The organism is Kitasatospora sp. NPDC051164 (genome assembly GCF_044455625.1).
Lineage (GTDB): Bacteria > Actinomycetota > Actinomycetes > Streptomycetales > Streptomycetaceae > Kitasatospora.
Genome location: NZ_JBITFB010000028.1, coordinates 112934 through 129354 on the forward strand (window position 1 = coordinate 112934; position 16421 = coordinate 129354).

A 16421-nucleotide genomic window follows, 5' to 3' on the forward strand; every position below is an offset into this window, starting at 1 on the left:
ACTATCGGGCCGAAGGAAGGGCCACCCTGTCCGGTGGCCCTTGTCCGCTCAGCCCGCCCCTCAGACGAGGGCGGCGAAGGCGTTGTCCGTGATGGCCCGCAGCAGCGCCTCGTCCGGGTTGGCCTTGCCGACGACCATCAACCCCTGGCACGTCGCGACCAGCAGCTTGGCACTGCCGGCCGGGTCCACCGCTTCGCGGACCTCCCCGCGACGGCGGGCGTTCTCCAGCGCCGTGGTCATGCAGCGCTCCAGTCGGGCCAGGTGACCGCGGACGACGGCCGCGGCCTCGTCGTCCTCGACTGCGTCCTCGATCGCGGTGTTCACCAGGAGGCACCCCTGCCGCCCCTCCGGGCTGAGCAGGTCCCGCACCAGTCCGTCGAAGTAGCCCCGCAGCTCCGCCAGGCCCGCGCCGGCCGCCTCCAGCTCGCCGAGCTTCTGCGGCACGACCAACCGGGAGTAGCGCTCCAGCGACTTCAGGAACAGTGCCCGCTTGCCACCGGGGAAGACGCTGTAGATGCTGCCCGGCTTCACGCCGGTCGCCTTCACCAGGTCCTCGATCGAGGTGGCCCGGTAGCCGCGCTTCCAGAAGCGCAGCATGGCTCCGTTCAGTACGGCGTCGGGTTCGAACTCGCGAGGCCTGGGCATGGGACGAAGATACATGAATGGCCATTCAAGAACAATGCCGTCACTGCGTCGAACCTGCCGGACGGGCGGCCGGGCCGGCACGGGGCCGTCCGCACGACCCGGCCGCCGGGCAGCATGCGCTCGCTGGTCCGCTCGCTGGTCCGGTCCGCGGGCCGGTCGTTGCTAACCCTTCTTGATCGCGGAGATGTCGAACTCCAGGACGATCTTGTCGCCGACCAGCACGCCGCCGCCTTCCAAGGCCGCGTTCCAGGTCACGCCGAACTCCTTGCGGGAGATGGTCACCGCTCCCTCCAGCCCGACCCGCAGGTCGCCGGAGGGGTCGACGACGTTGCCGGTGTACTCGAAGTCGATGGTGACCGGGCGGGTGGTGTCCTTGATGGTCAGATCACCGGTGACGCGGTACTCGGTATCGGAGCGCGGCTCGACCGAGGTGCTGCGGAAGGTGATGTCGGGGAAGTTGGGAGCGTCCAGGAAGTCGTTGGTGCGCAGATGCTGGTCGCGCTGTTCGACGCCGGTGTCGATGCTCTCCGCCTTGATCACGACCTCGGCAGTGGAGCGGGCCGGCGCGGTGCCGTCCAGGTGGGCGGTGCCCTCGAACCGGTGGAATGCGCCGCGGACCTTGGTCACCATCGCGTGACGGGCGACGAAGCCGATCCGGGTGTGGGCGGGGTCGAGGACGTAGTCCCCGGTGAGCTCAGAGATTGTGGCAGTCACAGTGAGGTGCCTCCGAAAGACCAGGATCGCGGCGCCGGTACGGCCGGATCGTTCCGGGCCCCACGCTAGGGCGCGCCGATTCCCCCGTCGGCCGGACGCACCGAGGCGCCCGCACAATGCACTCCGGCCGGCGAACACGGGCCACCGGCCGGCCGCTGCCCGCCTTCCTCGCACAGGGTCCCGGCCTCCGGTGCGCAGGGCTGCGGCGACGCCGCCGTCCATCCGGATGCCACCGTACGGGTGCGGCTCGCCGCATCCGCGGCCACCGTAGGGAGATGGACATCGTCGTCGTGCTGGAAATGAATACGCCGACCAACGTTCGGGCCCTTCAGCCCGACCGCACACCGGCAGACCCCGAGAACGCCGTGCGCCGCGCGCACCAGGCCCCCGCGGAACCCTCCGGTGCCTGCAGCCCCCTCACCTTCTGCGGCCTGGCCACCTCCGACATGACCATCGCCCCGTACCCGCCCAGCCGGCCGGGCCGGTACACCTGCACCACCTGCAGCACGTGCCAGAGCGCCGCAGCCGGCAGCCCGCTCGTCCCCGGGGCCGTCGGGGCTCCGTTCACGCCCTCCCCGAGCCGCATCCCCTGAAACCCCGCCAGGGCGCGAACACCGCCGGGGCGCGAACACCGCGGGGGCGCTCGTCGGCAGTCCGGCGCCGTCGACGAGCCGGTGGTGGCGGGCCGGTGGTGGCGGGCCGGAGCAAGCCGGGCACGGTTCCGTCGCCCCCTGCCCGTCACCTTCGACCCAGCGGGCGCCCGCCTGCCGGCTACGGCTCGGTGGGAGCGCCGTCGCCCCCGGTCCGGACGGCGGCGGCGAATCGCCACGCCTCGATGTCGCGATAGCGGATCGGCCCGGGGCCGCGGCCGATGTTGCTGCCGACCAGGTGAAGACGCTCGGTCCGCCACGGCCGGCCCACGAACCCGGTGAGCCCGGCCGCGGCCAGCGGCACACTGGTGGAATCGTCGCGACGGGACCGTGCCAGGGTCAGATGGGGCCGCAGCGGGCGGTCCCTGAACTCGATCCCGCAGGACCTGACCAGCTCCCGGACGTCGCTGGCGAGCAGGTGCAGTCCCTCCAGGTCCCCGTCGATCCCGCTCCACAGCAGTCGCTCGTCGAAGTGGCCGCCCCCGCGCAGGCCCAGCTGCAGGGCGGGGCGCGACGCGGCCGAACCGGCCAGCACCGACCGCAGCAACGGCAGGGCCGTGGAGGGCAGTTCACCGAGGAAGGCCAAGGTGATGTGCCAGTCCTCGATCCGGTTCCACCGCAGCCGCGGGTACCTGGCGTAGGCGGGCTGCAAGGCACGGGCCAGTTCGTCCTTGGCGTCGTCGGGCGGCGCCAGTGCCACGAAGACGCGCAGGGTCGAGGGCTCGGGGGAATCGTCCACGAGGGGGGAGGTTAGCCGAGGCCAGGTCGCCTGCGCCCACCGGTGTGCGGACCACCGACCGGGGCCCAGGCCGCCCCGGCACAGCCGCGCCGGCCGAAACGCACCCGCCCGCCCGACGGGTCGGCGGGCGGGCAGGCGGGCGGCGGGCGGCGGGCGGCGGGCAGGCGGGGCTTCGCCATGTGGGGTACCGCTGCGGGTCAGCAGCACCCGGTGAGTGCCTGGCGGCGCGACGCCTCGACGGTCGGCGCCGCCGGCCGGGGCCCGCCGGCCGGGGCGGTGGCGTCAGAGCCGGGTCAGCACGAGCCGCCGTTGCTGATCATGATCCCGGTGATGGTGCCTCCTCCACCGAGGTTGCCGTTCGGCGGGACACAGAAGACGAAGCCGTCGGACCGCTGGATGTGGGTGTAGTCCTGGTTCCGGGTGTTGACGACCCACCAGACGTCCCCGTGGTTGGTGTTCTGGAAGTAGTCGGTGACGTCCTTGAACTCCGCGACGATCGGGTAGGACGAGCCTCCGCCGCCGTAGATGCACACGTACGGGTACGGGCATCCGTACTGGCTGTTGGCCTCGGCGCTCGTGGCCCCGACCATCGACATGGCGAGCGCGGAGGCGGCGACGACGCCGGTCGCTGCCAGCTTCTTGAGTACGTTTCGCATGGTTTTCCTCTTCTTCTCCATGGGCGTCCGTCCGCCGCGTCGGCGCAAGGGATCCCCCGGGTGATGGCGGTGCTGCCGAGCACCGTGAGCGCCGCCGCGCTTGCTGTGCAGGCGTGTCGGGCGATGCATGATGCCCCTCCCGCGTGCGGGGGTTCGCCGTCGTCGGGCGTCGCTCGCGGGTGTGAAGTGACACATGCGGCCAGGGGGTGCGGCACCCACTCTGTCGGGCGGTGCACGACGGCGGCAACCTTGATCCGCTGTCTCAACGTCTCAGTTGTTCACGCGCCTCTGACCTGGGGGTTGAGACGTCTCACGAATCCGGGCAGGCCATGGCGACGGGACCTGCGGGAGTTCCCTTCCCCGTCGGACGGTGACGGATCGTCACGGACGGACGCCCACCGTCTGCGCCGGCCCCGGTGCGGGCGGCCGGTGTCGGGCTCGGTCCGCGCCGGCCGTGGCCGAGCTGCCTTGGTCGGCCCGGGGCGGGAGTGGTCAGGTCAGGTCAGGTGGAAGAGGGCTTCGGCGTTGCCGTAGGCGATCTTGGCTCGGTCTGCCGGGTCGGGGATGGCCTTGAGGAACTGCTCGACCGCTGCCGCGTCGGGCCGGTGGAAGGGGTAGTCGGTGGAGAACAGGACCTGGTCGGGGCTGGTGAAGTCGAGGGTGTGGCGGAGCAGGCGCTCCTGGAGCATGCCGCTGCTGGTGATGTGGATGTTGGTCTTGAGGTAGTCCGAGATGCGGCGGTCCAGGTGCTTGGCGACGCCGGAAAGGCTGTCGACCCGGTCCATCCAGAACAGCAGCATCTCTCCCCAGTGGCCGAGCACGAGTTGGAGGTCGGGGTGGCGGTCGAAGGTGCCGCGCAGGATCAGCCGCAGGGCCGACAGGCCGGCCTCCAGGTGCCAGCCCCAGCCGAACGTCGCAAGGCCGAGGTCGACCAGCGGGTCCAGGCCCCGGTAGGAGGCGTCGCGCAGTTCGTCGGAGGCGATCTGCGGGTGGATGAAGACGGGCTGGCGCAGTCGGGCGGCGGTGGCGAACATCTCGTCGTAGGCGGGGTCGTCCAGTGGGCGGGAGCCGGTGCGCCCGTGCACCATGGCGCCGACGTGTCCCAGGCGGGTGGCGCAGCGTTCGAGTTCGGCGGCGGCGGCCTGCGGGTCGCCGGTCGGGAGGGTCGCGAACGCGCGGAAGCGGGTCGGATTCGCGGCGACGGCGGCGGTGGCCTCGTCGTTCGCGTCCCTGGCCAGCGCGACGGCGTCCTTGGGTGGGAGCGGCTGTGTGGCGGGGGTGACGACGGACAGGATCGCGATGTCGATGCCGGCCGCGTCCATCGCCTCGATCCGGCCCTGGGCGATGTCCTCCAACCGTGCCTGGTTGTCGCCCATGGTGTTGAAGGCGACGCTCTCGTCGCGCGCACCGTCGGGCAGGCGGTCGAGGGCTTCGCGGATGGCGGCGCTGTTCCAGTGCTCCTCGATGGCGATGATCTTCATGGTGGCCCTTTCGGGTTGTCAGTCGTCAGGGGTGGACTTCGGGCGGGCTGTCAGTCGCTGGTCCGGCCGCGGCAGTCCGGGCAGGGCCGGGTGCTCTGGGTGGTCCGGGCAGTCCGGGGGGTCCTGGTAGTCCGGGTCATGCAGTGCGCCCTTGCCGGTCCGGGCCTCGATCGTGTCGACCAAACCGGGGAGAGGGCCGAGGCATCCGGCCCTCCGTCTTCGCTCATCGCTTGGTGAGCCAACCGTACACCTTTCGCTCAACAGCGGTAGAGTGTATTTGTGAGTGAGAGCGAGCCGACGAGCAGAGCAGCCAAGCGGGCGGCCACCGCCCAACGCATCCTTGACGCCGCGCGGGTGGAGTTCGGGGAGCGCGGCCTCGAAGCAACCACGATCCGCCGCATCGCCCAGCGGGCGCAGGTGGATCCGTCGCTGGTCATGCAGCACTACGGTTCGAAGGCCGCCCTGTTCGCCATCGCCATCCAGATGAAGGACGCGGACCAGGACGAGATCGAGACCCACCTGCACGACGTCCTGAACGTCAGGCTCGCGGACCTGCCACCGGAGACCAGGGCCCTGGTCCGGTCCATGCTCACCGCGCCGGAAGCCACCGAGCAGATGAGCGCGTTCCTCAACGAGCGGATCGCCAACCTGAGCCGCAACATGACCGGCGAGGACACCGAGCTGCGGGCCGCACTGATCGTCAGCAGCATCCTCGGGCTCACCATCGCCCGGCACTTCCTCAAGCTCGACGCGTTCACCGCAGCCTCGGACGCCGAGATCGCCCGCGCGGCCCGACCCTGGGTCACCACCGGGATCGAACCGGCCTCGCCACCGCCTCCCGCATCCACCCAGGCCCAGTAAGCCTCACGCCGGAGCTTGCGGGTGCTGCGGACGTTCACCAGGAATGACGTCACCACTGGCTAAGCTCGCGGTCATGTGGAGACAGTCGGTGCAGGAAGTCTTTCCTGGTGCAGGGATTCGGGAGCCGGTCGAGGCGTCCGAGATCGTCGAGGCCGAGAGGCGGCTGGGGCGAGCCCTGCCGACGGACCTCAGGCAGTTGCTGTCGGAGAGCAACGGGGTGCTCGGCCACACGCATGTGCACACGGTCTGGACCATCGATCAGATCGTCGAGCGGAACCTCCTCTTCTGGTCCGACGAAAGCTTCGCCCAGCTCTACATGTCCTTCGATGCCCTCATGTTCTTCGGCGACAACGGCGGCGGCGACCAGTTCGCCTTCGTGCAGAAGCCGCAGCGCCCGGACGTGTTCGTCTGGGAGCACGAGAGCGACAGCCGCAGGTGGGTGGCCAACAACCTGCGCGACTACCTCGGCCGTTCGCTGCGCGTCGGCGGAGACGACTGGTACCGGCTGTAGCCGAAGCGACCCGCCCGGCAGGCTGAAGACCTGGCCTCGCACGGACTCCGGCCAGAGTCGTTCTGCGGACCGCAGCGCGGCGGACGACCCCGGGCAGCGGCCCGACCGGGCCGCCGGTCAGCGTCCGTGACATGGGGGGTGGGGGAACGACTCCGCTGGGGTGGGGCGTGACCGCCTGGCGGTGGATCGTCGCGCCGGTCACGGTGCCGTTCCGGGTGCCGGCGGTGCCGCCGCAGGTGCGGTCGGCACGGACCTGCCGCTTCGCGTGACGCGGTGCGGGCATACTCCACCCTGTTGTCACGAACCGTGGGGGGAATTGTGCAGGGTCATTCGTCCGCTCCGAGGTCAGGTCTGGCTTGGGCCGACGCCGAGGACGTGCGGCTGCTGGAGGGCGTACGACAGAACCTGGGCCTCGACGAACTCGCCGTCCGGCACGGCCGTTCCGTCGGCGCGATCCGTGTGCGCCTGGCCCGGCACGTTCCGCTCACCGACGCCACCAACCCCACCGATGCCACCGACGAGGACCTGCTGCGGTGGGTGAGGTCCTGCCTCCCGCCCGGCGGCGGCGCTGAGGCTCCCGATCCGGACCCCGGCTACACCCCCACGGCACCGGCCCCGGCCACGCCCGCTCCCGGCGCGGCCGGTGTCCTCGCCGACTGGCAGCAGCTGACCGGGCACACCCTCGGCGCCGAGCGGCAGCCGGTCTTCCTCGCCCGCCCCGCGGTCGGCGCGCTCGCCGCCGTGGACTGTGCGGTACGCCGGGACACGGGACGGCGCCTGTGGCAGGAGACCCAGCAACTGCTCCTGGACGACTGGGCGCTGGAATGCCGCTGCCCGGGCGCCCGCACGCTCGCCCCGTCGTGGAACGCCATCGCCGAGCGCGACGACGACACCGCGATGGTCCTGCGCGAGCTCCTGGCCGCGGCCGTCGACGAGATACCCGGTGAGCGCGACCGCCGGATCGTGAGCCTCCGGTTCGGCGTGGGCGACCATGACGCACAGACCCAGGAGAAGATCGCCGACGCCTTCGGGCTCTCCCGCGAACGCATCCGCCAGCTGCAGAACAGGGCCGTGCGCGCGATGGCCCGCGCCGGTTCGCCCGCCACCGGCAGGCTCCGCGCGCTCGTGTCCGAACTCGGGCGACTCGACGGCTCCCCGTCGGGCGACGAAGGACCGTCCAGCGCCGAGCGGCTGCTCGACCTGGCCCAGGTCCTGCTGCCGGCCGTGGCACCACGCCAGGCAGTGACCCTGCTCGCCGCCCTCGCCGGTGTGGGCAAGGTGCCCGCCGACAACCTCGCCGCGCAGGCCATGACGATCCGTACGCTGCGCCAGGACGCGGAGCGCCGCGAGGCCTCCCGGCAGGGCCGCGTCGAGCGGGCCACCGCCAGGTGGCAGCGCCTGGCGGACCGGATCACCTGGTTCGGCACACCCGAGAACGCTCCGCCGCGCGGCGAACTGACCGCGCTACGCGAGGCCGAGGACGACGACCCCCGCTCCGGATCGTGGCACTGTCCCAAACTCGGCCGCCCGGTGGCGTACGAGTCGGAGACCGAGCGCCACCTGATCCAGCTCCTGTCGTTCGCCCCGCAGATCGCGTACTACCAGGAACAGCCACTGGCCATCGGCTATGAGTTCGACGGGCACACCCGCACCTACTTCCCCGACCTGCTCGTCGCCACCACCGACGGGCGCTGCGTCCTGGTCGAGGTCAAGGCACTCTTCGAGATGGCCACCGCCGTCAACCTCGCCAAGTGCCGCGCCCTGGAACAGCTGTGCCGCGAACGCGGCTGGGGCCTGCTGATCACCGACGGGCACCGCACCCGCGCCCTGCTGGAGGAACACCGGCCCGACCCCCGACTCGCCGACCTCATCGAGCCGTTGCTGGACGACGGGACGGTCCTGGGGTGGCCGCAGGTCGTGTCCGCGGCCGGCGGTCAACGCCCCGACTGGATGGACTTCGCGGCCCTGGTCCTCAGCCGCGGATGGGACTGGCGCACCCGGCCGTTCCGGCTGAGCGCCGGCGCGGCCGTGCCCGGGCCCGACGCGACAGCCGCTGTGGAAGCCGGCCAGGCCATGCTGCCGCAAGCCGACCCAACGCCACCCCCGGCAGCGCCGGTGCGCCCCACCGCCGAGGACATCGAGGCGGCCCGCACCCCGGCCGGCGGATGGCGTCGCGACCAGCTCGCGGCATGGGGCGTGCCCTGGCCTCCCCCCAAGGGCTGGAAGAAGCGGCTGATCGACCAGGCACACTCCGCCCGGACCTGACAGCCGGTCAGCGTCCGCGTTCCGCAGGCCCAGGACTACGCGTCGGCGCCACTCGACAACCGGTGGAGGCACCGAAGTCGATCACGGCGGCCGGTGCGCCCGAGACCGTCGTGATCGACTTCGGTGCCGGGGCCGCTGACCTGCTAGTATTCTTCTCGTCGCGAGGGAGACGATTCCTCGTCAGGCGTCAGCGGTGCTACCAGAGCACGCCCTACTTTCAGTAGGGAGAGTCCGTGCAACCCGGGCCTGGCGCTCCACTGTCGGACGAGGTCCGGTACCCACACGGGTACCGGACCTCGTCCGCGTTCACGGCCCCTTGCGAGCCAGGACGACGCCGGTCAGCAGTTCGCGGCCGGCAGGGCCCCGGGCCCGGCGCACCTTGATGCCGGTGTCAGGGGTCGGCCCTACGGTGGCCCGCATGAGCTATGAAATCTTCTTCGTCGACCTGCGCCACCACTCGGACTGGACGGCGGCGATGACCGCCCACGAGGGCGTGCAGGATCCGGGAGTGCCGGACGAGTTGGCCCGGGCATGGCGGCGCATCGTGCCCCGGGCCCTGGAGATACTCGGGGAGGCGCAGGCCGAGGAGACCGAGCGGTGGCGCGAGATCCGGCACGCCGGGTCCGGCCTCCAGCTGTCGGTGTACGGCGGGGACGTGTCGATGCAGATTCCGTACGGGCACGAGGGCGAGCAGGCCGACACGTTCATGGCCCTCGCCTACCGGCTGGCCGCCCTCGTCACGGAGGAGACCGGTCTCACCGCCGTCGACCCGCAGACCGGCGCCACGATCGCAAGCCCGCAGCCCGCCGCCGGGCCTCAGACGGCCAGCGCGCAGGCGGCCGGGATCATGGCGGAGACGGCCACCTGGCTGCAGCACTACTGAGCCGGCGGACCGCGACAGGAGCGCGAGGCGCGGGTATGCCCGACACCCCTACCGCCTCTTCAGGCCGCCGGTGGTCTCCCGGGCGGGGACCCCGGCCCAGGCCGGCAGGGCGTGAATCCGCTCGGTTGCGTCGGGGTGGCGCAGCCGGGTGAGGGAGGCGAGCCGCTCCTCGGCGTCGGGTAGTCCACGTGACCAGGCCGCGCGGGTCGCGGGCGTGGGGAATCGGTCTTCCCCGGCGCCGCGCCGTGACTTCCGGCGGCCGAGTGTCAGTGCCACCCGGTAGCTTCGGAGAGGAATGAAAGCCGCGGTGCCACGTGGGCGGCAGTCCGTAGAGGGAGGACGAGGATGGCGACCTTCACGCTCGTTCCCGGTGCCGACGGTCGGGCCTGGTTCTGGCACCGGCTGGTGCCCGAGCTACGGGCCCGGGGGCACGACGTGGTCACGATGGACCTGCCGAGCGACGATCACGCGGGTCTGGAGGAGTTCGCGCAGGCCGTCGTTGCAGCGGTGGAACAGCGCACCGACCTCACCGGGCCGCTGGTGCTGGTGGCGCAGTCGCTCGCGGGTTTCTCGGCCCCGCTGGTGTGCGGGCGGCTGCCTGTGCCCGTCGCCGAGCTGGTGTTGCTCAACGCCATGGTCCCGGCGCCCGGCGAGACTGCCGGGCAGTGGTGGGAGAACACCGGCCAGGCCAAGGCCCGGTCCGACTACGCGGCCGCCACCGGGCGCGGCGCCGATCCCGAGTTCGACCTGCGGGCCGACTTCTTCCACGACGTCCCGGCCGAGGTGACCGAGGAGGCGCTCTCCATCGGCGGCTCGCCGCCGCCCTCCGCACTGTTCGCACAGCCCTGGCCACTGACGCACTGGCCGCAGGTGCCGACCCGGTTCCTCCAGGGACGGGACGACCGTTTCCTGCCCCTGGAGTTCCAGCGCAGGATCGCCCGCGAACGGCTGGGCCTGGAGATCGAGGAGATCCCCGGCGGCCACCTGGCCGCCCTCAGCCGCCCCCGGGAGCTGGCCGACGCGCTGCTGCGCACGGAGCCCGCGTAGCCGCGACGTCAACGCGACCAGGTGCCGGCCACGTCCCGGACACCGGCCCCATCCTCGAGCGGTCCGGGACGGTCAGTCCTCGAGGTCCTCGACGTCCGCGAGGTCGGCGGCTTGCCGGCGCAGGGCGCGTGCCAGCGCCTGCGCGGGTGCCTTGAGGGGACCCGGCATGCGCACCAGGCTGACGCGTCGTACCTCCTCCGCGACGCGTTCGACGGGCACGAAGCGTACGCCGGGCGGGACGACGGGCAGCAGCGTCGGCGTGGCCGTGGTGATGCCGGCGCCGGCCGCGACCAGGTGGAGCTTGGTCAGCCAGTCGCGGGCGGTGTGGCGGACCGTGGGCCGCCCGGGCAGACCAGGCCAGACGCCGAGCAGTGGCTCGTTCGCGGTGCCGGGACTGGCGATCCACGGTGCGCCCGCGATCTCCTCGACGCTGACGCTGCCCCGTTCGGCGAACGGGCCGCCTGCCGGCACCGCCACGGCCAGGTGCACTTCCAGCAGCGGCTCGACGCTCAGGGGCGGATCGTCCGTGTCGGGCGAGCGATGCGGTGGCCGGGAGGAGAGGAGGGCGAGGTCCAGGGTGCCGGCGCGCAGCGCGCGCACCAGCGAGGGAGTGGTCCCCTCACGCGTCGTCACCTGGAGGTGCGGGTGCTCCTGGCACAGCATCGCGAGGGCTCGGGGCACGATCACCGCACCGGCGGTGGGGAAGAAGCCGAGCCGGACGCGGCCCCCCTCGACCTTCTCCGCTCCGCGCAACTCCCGTTCGGCAGCCTCAAGGGCGGCCAGGGCGACGACGGCGTTGCGCAGCAGGGCACGGCCTGAGCCGGTCAGCCGGACACCGCCGGGGTGGCGGTCGAAGAGCCGGGCTCCGGTCGCCTGTTCCAGCGCGGCCATCTGCCGGGAGACGGCCGACTGCGTGTACCCGAGCGCTTCTGCCGCGGCCGTGAAGGTGCCCCGCTCCGCTACCTCGCGCAGGATCCGCAGCCCGAGCAGCGTCATCTCCATGGGGTCTCCATGAGCGATCAGCATATCCACCATGCCGAACATTCGTTGGCGGAATGCCCCTCCGCGTTCCTAGCGTGGAGGACATGAACAGGAGGCCGGCTACCCGGCCGCCCTGTCCGGTGGACGGTTCATCGGCCCGTTCAACGCCCGGGAAAGACAAGGAAGGCGACAGTTCATGCCTCTGATCAACATCTACCTGCGCCAGGGGACCCCCTCCGAGTACCGCCGGAACGTCTCCCTGGGCCTCCACAAGGCCATGGTCGACGTGCTGAAGGTCCCCCAGGACGACCAGTTCCACGTCTTCCACGAGGTCCTGCCCGACAACTTCCAGATGCAGCCGGTCGTGTTCGGCCTGCGCCGCAGTGAGCGCGCCATGTTCATCCAGATGTCCTTCAACCAGCGCACCGCCGAGCAGAAGGCCGAGCTGTTCCAGGCGGTCGTCAACAACCTCCGGCTGTTCGCCGACGTCCCCGAGGAGGACATCCTGATGACGATCGTCGAAACAGCCAAGGAGAACTGGTGGGCCGCCGGCCGCGTCGTCAACCCCACCACCGGCTACGACGAGCGCATGAACGACGTCCCCACAGGTGCCGAGGCGACGAGCTGAGGCCGGCGCGGTCCGCCTTCGAGTGGCGCTGTCAGGGGCGGGCGGGCATCGAGATCCGGGCGAGGACGGCCGTCGCCTGCGCCGGGTCGGCGTGGAGCCAGGCGGTGAGGTGTTCGCGGACGGCCTCGGCGACACAGGCGCGGACGGGCTTGTTGCCCAGTCGGTCGCGGGTGGCCCCCTCGAACTCGGGGCGGTCGAGCTTCACCGACACGACCGCCGTCAGGCCGGCGCCGAGCTGGGTGGGGGTGAAGTCGGGGTCGGACGGGGTGAGCAGCCGTTGCTCCCGGGCGTAGGCGTTGACCGCGGCCGCCAGGCCGTCGCGAAAGCCGAGCTCGTGCGTGCCGCCGGCGGTGGTCGGCAGGCTGCTGGCGTAGCTCGCGACCCGCTCCTCGCGGGAGTCGCACCAGCACAGGGCCACCTCGACGGTTCCTCCCATCTCGGAGTACTCGCGTTCGAAGCCGATCACGTCCGGGTGGAGGGGGGTGCCCTGCTCCGCGATGTGGTCCCGCAGGCCGCCCGGGAAGCGCAGGCGGACGGTCCGGGGCGCCGCGGGGTCGCGGTCATCGGTCAGGGTGATGTCCAACTCCCGGTTCAGGAAGGCCAGTTCCCTGAGGCGTGCGGCCAGCGTGTCGAAGGAGGACTCCAGCGTCTCGAAGATCTCGGCATCGGGCCGGAAGGTGATCGCGGTTCCGCTGCCGTCGGCCGGTCCGGTGCGGGCGGGCGGCGCGACGGCCACGCCCCGCTCGTACTCCAATACCCAGCGGGCGCCGTCGCGTCGCACTTCGGCCGTGAGACGGTCCGACAGTGCGTTGACGACGGCCAGCCCCGCGCCGAAGTAGCCGCCGAACAGCGAGCGCCGGTTGACAGGCAGTGCCCCGCAGGAGAGCACGGTCAGCCGGGTCTCCAGCGGAGGGCCGTGGCCGTGGCCGTGGCCGTCGGGCTCGACCGGCAGGCCCGTGCCGTCGTCGGTGACGCGGACGCCGCCGTCGGCGGTGAGGGTGATCTCGACACGGCTCGCGGTGCCGCCGAGGATCTCGTCCAGCGCCGGCTCGGCGACCTCGAACACCAGGTGGTGCAGGCCGCGTTCACCGCCGATCCGATGTACCTCCCGGGCCGCTTGCGAACGGCCTCCAGGCCCTGCAGAACCACGATCGCGCCGGCGACGTACGCCGTGGATTCCTCGCTCATAATGCCCCCTCCGAGGGTGTCCGACAGAACTCCGCCAGCCTAGGGGAATTCCGAGAAAACACCAGGTCACAGCCGGTTTGGCGAGGCTGTGGACGGGCTCCTGAGGGGCGATCGCGAGCGCCCGGCCGTCCGGGGTGCGCACTGTCGCCGCACTGCCGCCGCGGCCCTCCGGAGGCCGCCTGCGGCCGTGTTCCGGACGGCCGCGGGGCCACCAATTTCAGGAATTCTTCGAGTCGCCCCGGTGCGGTCGTGAACGACGCGCGGAACCGTCCACCCCGTGTCGTGACGTGCGCTCGGTTGCCGCCAGGCGGCAACCGAGCGGTCAGGATGACGCTCGCCCAGGCCCGGGCGCAGGGCCAGCAGCCGGGCGAACCGGTCGGGCAGTCGCTGCGCGACCAGTTCGGCAACCGGCCGGGCCGTACTGGACGACGGGCGCGATGTCCGGGACCGGCTTGGCGTGCAGAGCGGCGAACAGCGCCCCGACCTCGGACCAGTCCGACGCCCGGGCGTCGGAGTCCGCGAAGGCCGAGACCAGCACCGGTGTACCGGTCCGGGTGTGCTCGATGCCCAGGACCCGGACCGCCGGCGAGCCCGCCGTGGTGCATCGTCAGGTTGTCGCCGATCAGCAGGTCGAAGCGCTCGCTGGGCGCCAGGCTCTCGTAACGCTCCCGGAACCGGCGCCAGTTGAGCCCGGCCCCCAGGGTCGTGACGTGGCAGGACACCCACCGCACCTCTCCCTCGCAGTCCCCGCAGGGGCACCGCGTGCTGAGCAAACGCAGCAGCGGGAAAAGCTCCTTGGCGGCAGCCGCGAGCGGACGCAGCTGCTCGGGCGCTCCGTCCCGCACCAGCCGCTCGCGCAGCTGCGCCGCGAGGCGGTGCGCCACGTCACGGCTGTCCTCCTCGCCCCAGCGCAGCGCCCCGATCCGGAAGACGACGAACCCGTGCCGCCGCAGGGCCGCCGCGCCCTCGACGGCCACCGCCGGCAGGGAGCGGTCCCACCGGGTCCGGTCGCCCAGGGCCGTGCAGTCGATCAGTTGCTCAGTGACGGGAAACCTCACCTGACACCTTCCTCGTGCCTTTCTCCGTGCGTTGCTTGCAAGTGCTCGGCAGTGCTTGGCATTGCCTGCAAGTACGTGACAGTGCTTGCGAGTGCGGCGCCGGCGTCGACCGGACCGCTGTCCGACACCAGGGCGAACCGGTGGACCGGCAGGTCAGACCCTGGTCACGTCCCGCGCTCCGGTGCCCGGCCGGATGACGTAGATCCCGGACCCGGGCAGCGTCTCCCGTGAGTCCTCCCGGAGCTGGTCGACGCTGATCTCGGCCGGCCACCGGGTGCGCAGCTCGGACCAGCGCACTCCTGCGAGGTCGACGTGCGTGAGGTCGGCGGTGCTCAGGTCCGCGGTGGTGAAGTCGTCCAGGATTTCCGAGAGGAATTCCAGGTCGAGGGTTTCCGGTTCGCCGAGCCCGAGCAGTTCTCCGACCTGCGCGGCCAGCGCCCGGGTGAGGTACTCCACCTCCTGTACGGCACGGGTCAGTTCTCCGCCGCGCACCGCGTACAGGAACACCTGGCAGGCCCGCAGGAATTCTGCGATCGCCGGATGCTCCGCGCTTCTCACGCGTTGGTCGATCGTCCCCGCCATTTCTCGGACAAGGACCTGTCCGACCCTGCCCGCCTGGTCGATCGCCGGGTAATGGGGTTCGAGCAGCGCCACGATTTCGTGAGCCATGTCCCGTAGTTCCCACCCGAGGGCGGCCCGCCCGTCCAATCCGTGGGCGATACCCTGGGCAATCCCCTGAGCGGCGAACACGGCCCTTTTCAACGGCATCCCGTGATACCGGCCGAACCCGAGTCCGAAGGTGAGGTCCTGCGCCAGGACGACCGTCCGGATCAGGAGATCGGCGAGGATCGCCGACGTGACCAGCGGATGCTCCCGCAGCTCCAGCCGTTGCTCGGGACCGATCAGCTCGAAGCGCTGGTGCATCAGGCCGACGTCGTAGAGGGGCGCGGCCGTCTCCTCGAACTCGGTCCTGGCCGTGGTCCGGGACATGATGGACACCAGTCCGGCCTCGACGTCCAACACCGCGTCCAGGCCCTCGGCCAGATCCTTGTGGTCGGCACTCAGCATCACCTCGCGCAGCCCGGCCTCCACGTGCAGGTGACGGTCAAGCCCCGTCAGGAACGCCGTCTGCACAGCTGTCAGCCAGTCCGAGAATTCACGGGTGCGCCGCTCGGGAACAGAATGCTCGCCCATCAATCCCCCTCTCGATCGGTCATCCTGCTGGACACGGCCAAGCGCGCCTTGAACAGGCTGGCCCGGACTGCCGCCGCCTTGAGCCCCAACTCGGCCGCGATCTCCGTCGGTTTGTAGCCGTCCAGCGTCCATGCCAGAACCTGTCGCTGGCGGGCGGGCAGGTCACGCAGCAGGTGCAACACCTCCTGCTGTCCCTCCCATTCGGCGGCCTCGTCCGGCACCGGCAACAGCGAGGTCGGTTCGAGCGCGAGTTCGTCGATGCTCTCCTCGACCTGGCTGAAGGCCCGCACCAGCTCCCGGGACGCAACTCTTCGGCTCCACGCTTCCGGCGACTGGATTCGGTCCCACCGCTCGTACGCCTTGACCATCGTGTCCTGGGCCAAGTCCGCGGCCAGGGCGGCCGGGGCCCCCTGCCACATCAGGAACGCCACCAGCCTGCGGATGCACGTGCGATAGAAGTACGCGAACTCCCCGTCTCGGGAACCGGTTTCGCTCCCGCTGTCGGAGGCGGAGGCCGGCAGGTGCCCGAGGGACGCCGCCGAGGCGGCCTCCCCGTCCGGACCGGTTTCACTCATGCGCGTCGTGACCCCGCTTCTCCTGCTGTGCCGGCTGCCCCTGGCCGGCGTCGTCGGCATCGCGCGCACGCAGCGCCAGGACGACCACGACCGTAGGAGGCGGAGACGACTGGGGCGGCAGAGGTGGCGGAGACGACTGAGGCCGGTCCTGTTGGCGTGACCGTAACTGCCCCACGAGAGTGGCCAAGGCCCCCACCAGTCCCAGCACAGCTGCCGCAACCGAACCCACGACGGGATCCACCGTTCGCACTCCCCTGCTCTCGTTCAACACTTCTACAACCAGGAGGCCTGAGAAGGCGGAAGCGTTAACCGGTCCGAGGATTCTGTGACAGCCCGGCCGACGCG

The 16421-nt window shown here is 71.4% G+C and carries 15 protein-coding genes; 7 read left to right on the plus strand and 8 right to left on the minus strand.

The window, feature by feature from the left end:
* Positions 1 to 60: 60 nt before the first annotated feature.
* Together ACIBEC_RS34845 and ACIBEC_RS34850 are read right to left on the minus strand one after the other, a co-directional pair.
* Positions 61 to 645: a TetR/AcrR family transcriptional regulator gene (locus tag ACIBEC_RS34845; protein ID WP_360508969.1), complete on the minus strand. Its 585-nt coding sequence runs from the start codon at positions 643 to 645 to the stop codon at positions 61 to 63.
* 162 nt (positions 646 to 807) lie between these two features.
* Positions 808 to 1359, minus strand: coding sequence for a YceI family protein (locus ACIBEC_RS34850; RefSeq protein ID WP_360508971.1), 552 nt, complete (start codon positions 1357 to 1359; stop codon positions 808 to 810).
* A gap of 275 nt (positions 1360 to 1634) precedes the next feature.
* On the opposite strand from ACIBEC_RS34850, the gene ACIBEC_RS34855 reads away from it, so the two are divergent.
* Positions 1635 to 1952: a hypothetical protein gene (locus ACIBEC_RS34855; protein WP_360508973.1), complete on the plus strand. Its 318-nt coding sequence runs from the start codon at positions 1635 to 1637 to the stop codon at positions 1950 to 1952.
* A 178-nt stretch (positions 1953 to 2130) separates the two neighbouring features.
* Here the strand turns inward: ACIBEC_RS34855 and thpR are convergent, their stop codons facing one another.
* The 3 genes from thpR to ACIBEC_RS34870 all read right to left on the minus strand — a co-directional run bounded on the left by thpR (position 2131) and on the right by ACIBEC_RS34870 (position 4885).
* Entirely contained in the window at positions 2131 to 2748 is a 618-nt protein-coding gene (thpR, locus tag ACIBEC_RS34860) for an RNA 2',3'-cyclic phosphodiesterase (protein WP_360508975.1), read from the minus strand.
* A gap of 293 nt (positions 2749 to 3041) precedes the next feature.
* The gene (locus ACIBEC_RS34865; RefSeq protein WP_360508977.1) at positions 3042 to 3404 is read right to left on the minus strand and encodes a hypothetical protein; all 363 of its coding nucleotides are present in this window, start codon (positions 3402 to 3404) and stop codon (positions 3042 to 3044) included.
* A 497-nt stretch (positions 3405 to 3901) separates the two neighbouring features.
* Positions 3902 to 4885, minus strand: coding sequence for an amidohydrolase family protein (locus ACIBEC_RS34870; protein ID WP_360508979.1), 984 nt, complete (start codon positions 4883 to 4885; stop codon positions 3902 to 3904).
* A gap of 279 nt (positions 4886 to 5164) precedes the next feature.
* Between ACIBEC_RS34870 and ACIBEC_RS34875 the strand changes: the two genes are divergently transcribed.
* The 5 genes from ACIBEC_RS34875 (at position 5165) to ACIBEC_RS34895 (ending at position 10452) form a co-directional block, all read left to right on the plus strand.
* Positions 5165 to 5746 (plus strand): TetR family transcriptional regulator, encoded by a 582-nt coding sequence (locus ACIBEC_RS34875; protein WP_360508981.1) that lies wholly within the window; start codon positions 5165 to 5167, stop codon positions 5744 to 5746.
* Positions 5747 to 5819: 73 nt separating this feature from the next.
* On the plus strand, positions 5820 to 6257 hold the full coding sequence (locus ACIBEC_RS34880; protein WP_360508983.1) for an SMI1/KNR4 family protein: 438 nt from the start codon (positions 5820 to 5822) through the stop codon (positions 6255 to 6257).
* 375 nt (positions 6258 to 6632) lie between these two features.
* Positions 6633 to 8522 carry a sigma factor-like helix-turn-helix DNA-binding protein gene (locus ACIBEC_RS34885; RefSeq protein WP_360508985.1) on the plus strand — a complete coding sequence of 630 codons (1890 nt, stop codon included), beginning with the start codon at positions 6633 to 6635 and terminating at the stop codon, positions 8520 to 8522.
* A gap of 418 nt (positions 8523 to 8940) precedes the next feature.
* Positions 8941 to 9405, plus strand: coding sequence for a hypothetical protein (locus tag ACIBEC_RS34890; RefSeq protein WP_360508987.1), 465 nt, complete (start codon positions 8941 to 8943; stop codon positions 9403 to 9405).
* A 345-nt stretch (positions 9406 to 9750) separates the two neighbouring features.
* Positions 9751 to 10452 carry an alpha/beta fold hydrolase gene (locus ACIBEC_RS34895; protein ID WP_360508989.1) on the plus strand — a complete coding sequence of 234 codons (702 nt, stop codon included), beginning with the start codon at positions 9751 to 9753 and terminating at the stop codon, positions 10450 to 10452.
* A 72-nt stretch (positions 10453 to 10524) separates the two neighbouring features.
* Here ACIBEC_RS34895 and ACIBEC_RS34900 read toward each other — a convergent pair whose 3' ends face one another.
* Positions 10525 to 11448: a LysR family transcriptional regulator gene (locus ACIBEC_RS34900; RefSeq protein ID WP_396289744.1), complete on the minus strand. Its 924-nt coding sequence runs from the start codon at positions 11446 to 11448 to the stop codon at positions 10525 to 10527.
* Positions 11449 to 11629: 181 nt separating this feature from the next.
* Between ACIBEC_RS34900 and ACIBEC_RS34905 the strand changes: the two genes are divergently transcribed.
* The gene (locus ACIBEC_RS34905; protein WP_360508993.1) at positions 11630 to 12061 is read left to right on the plus strand and encodes a tautomerase family protein; all 432 of its coding nucleotides are present in this window, start codon (positions 11630 to 11632) and stop codon (positions 12059 to 12061) included.
* Positions 12062 to 12092: 31 nt separating this feature from the next.
* Here ACIBEC_RS34905 and ACIBEC_RS34910 read toward each other — a convergent pair whose 3' ends face one another.
* Positions 12093 to 13127, minus strand: coding sequence for a DNA gyrase subunit B (locus tag ACIBEC_RS34910; protein ID WP_360508995.1), 1035 nt, complete (start codon positions 13125 to 13127; stop codon positions 12093 to 12095).
* A gap of 2373 nt (positions 13128 to 15500) precedes the next feature.
* Positions 15501 to 16136, minus strand: coding sequence for an RNA polymerase sigma factor (locus ACIBEC_RS34915; RefSeq protein WP_396289746.1), 636 nt, complete (start codon positions 16134 to 16136; stop codon positions 15501 to 15503).
* Between the last annotated feature and the right edge of the window lie 285 nt (positions 16137 to 16421).